Genomic DNA, 1,622 nt, shown 5'->3' with positions numbered 1-1,622 from the left:
GCTAACTTCTGATTTTCCTGCGGAAAATCCTCGCTCGCAAAATCGCACTATCCATACACAAAACCGTTGGCAATAATTTATGAAAACAGAATTTCCATTAAAATTTACAGCTGAATATCGAACTAGTTTATCTAAAGATGAACTAATTGAACAACTGAATGCAGGAGAATCGGAAAAAATATTAAAAGGGTTGACGACAAAAAAATATTCTAAAGAAATAAAATCTAATCAATTCCTAATTCAGCGATACACTCTTGGACTTGATCTTGATTTAATAATGGGAAATCCACCATTAATAATTGGAACTTTTGAAAATAGTAATCAGCAAAAAATAAAAGTGGAATTCGTTCCATATTTGCTCAATGCTATTTTTTTTATCATCTTTAGTTTAGTTTTTATGATAAGCTCTTTGACAATGGAAAAAGCAACTATAAATGGAGTTGTTAAAGAAGCTGATTTCGGAATAAAATCAATGTTTTTTGGAGTTGGATTATTTGTGTTGTTACTTTGGTATTGGCTTGACATTAGACCAATACGACATTCGAAAAAATGGCTTGAATCAAAATTGAAATTGACTGAATTATAAAAAAACTATTGCCAACACAGTATATAAAAAATTGCTGGTGTTTGGCTTAAATAAAGGTCGTTGCTTGTTTTGTTACGTCTGATTTTCCTTCGGAAAATCCTCGCACACAAAACCGCAACTTTCCATATACTAACACGTTAGCAAACATATGACCAAACCAACGAAAATTCTGAAACTATTCATATTTCTACTTCTAATTGTTAGCTGTTCGAATAAGAAACAGATTGCGGAATTTGAAACTATTTTAGGAAAAGAAAATAGCGAAACTTTGACTTCTATGGTTGCGGAATTTGAAAATGGTTTTTTAAGAAACAAATACCCCGATTTAAATAGCGAGCAAGCTTATGAAAGACTTCTGACTGAAATGCGTGATAGCAAATTGCAAAGCTGGAACAAACTGCTGAATTTTGACAAATCTCGTTTTGAAAAAAGTCAATTAAAACACGAAATCTATAGTTACGTGGATTCAGTTTGGATAGAAACAAATGAAGACCCAAAGATTGTTAGGCAATACAGGTACTTGGATATAGATACTTTTAGAAAAAGAAAATCTTGGACTTCATACAGACCACAAGATGAAAAAAAGAAGGACTCTCTTATACAAAATTTTTACACTTGGACTGATCTAAATTATAATGGACGGTTTTGGGTAGCGTTGAAAGAAACCTGTGAAAAAAATAGATTTATAACCGATTATTTGAACATTGCTAATTCTACTGGACCTGTTCAACCCGAAATAATGGTTGAAAGAATGTTGGATGCGAATCTGAATTACTCTGACTATTTTATAAAAAGGATAATAGTAATTGGATTAAGTTACCAGTAAAATAAAATACGTTTGCTAACACCGTGTATAATTAATTGCTAGGTTCTTCCCTACTTGCGAAAATTCCTGCGGAATTTTCTCGGGTTCGTAAAAGTTTGCTAACTTAGTTGCTTAACCACGCAACTAACCATACACAAACACGTTACCAGCAAGTTGAAAAAAGCAGTACTACAAATATTGATATTATTAATATCATTGAGCTCGATTGCT

Annotated in this window: 2 protein-coding genes; both read left to right on the top strand. The window is 32.1% G+C overall.

Features of this window, described 5'->3' with window-relative positions:
• Positions 1–79: 79 nt before the first annotated feature.
• Positions 80–586, top strand: coding sequence for a hypothetical protein (locus tag Q1B05_RS18495; RefSeq protein ID WP_299782930.1), 507 nt, complete (start codon positions 80–82; stop codon positions 584–586).
• 148 nt (positions 587–734) lie between these two features.
• Complete coding sequence (locus tag Q1B05_RS18490; protein ID WP_299782929.1) at positions 735–1,412, top strand: hypothetical protein; 678 nt, start codon at positions 735–737, stop codon at positions 1,410–1,412.
• Positions 1,413–1,622 lie beyond the last annotated feature (210 nt).

Origin of the sequence: uncultured Formosa sp., assembly GCF_947500765.1 — a bacterium.
In the GTDB taxonomy this organism is placed as follows: Bacteria; Bacteroidota; Bacteroidia; order Flavobacteriales; family Flavobacteriaceae; genus Formosa.
Note: the sequence above shows the minus strand (reverse complement) of the source record. Positions and strands in the feature narration are given on the sequence as shown.

Excerpts from the sequence above, each read along its gene's own strand:
- Q1B05_RS18490 (WP_299782929.1), top strand. The coding sequence starts at position 735 with ATGACCAAACCAACGAAAATTCTGAAACTATTCATATTTCTACTTCTA.
- Q1B05_RS18495 (WP_299782930.1), top strand. The coding sequence starts at position 80 with ATGAAAACAGAATTTCCATTAAAATTTACAGCTGAATATCGAACTAGT.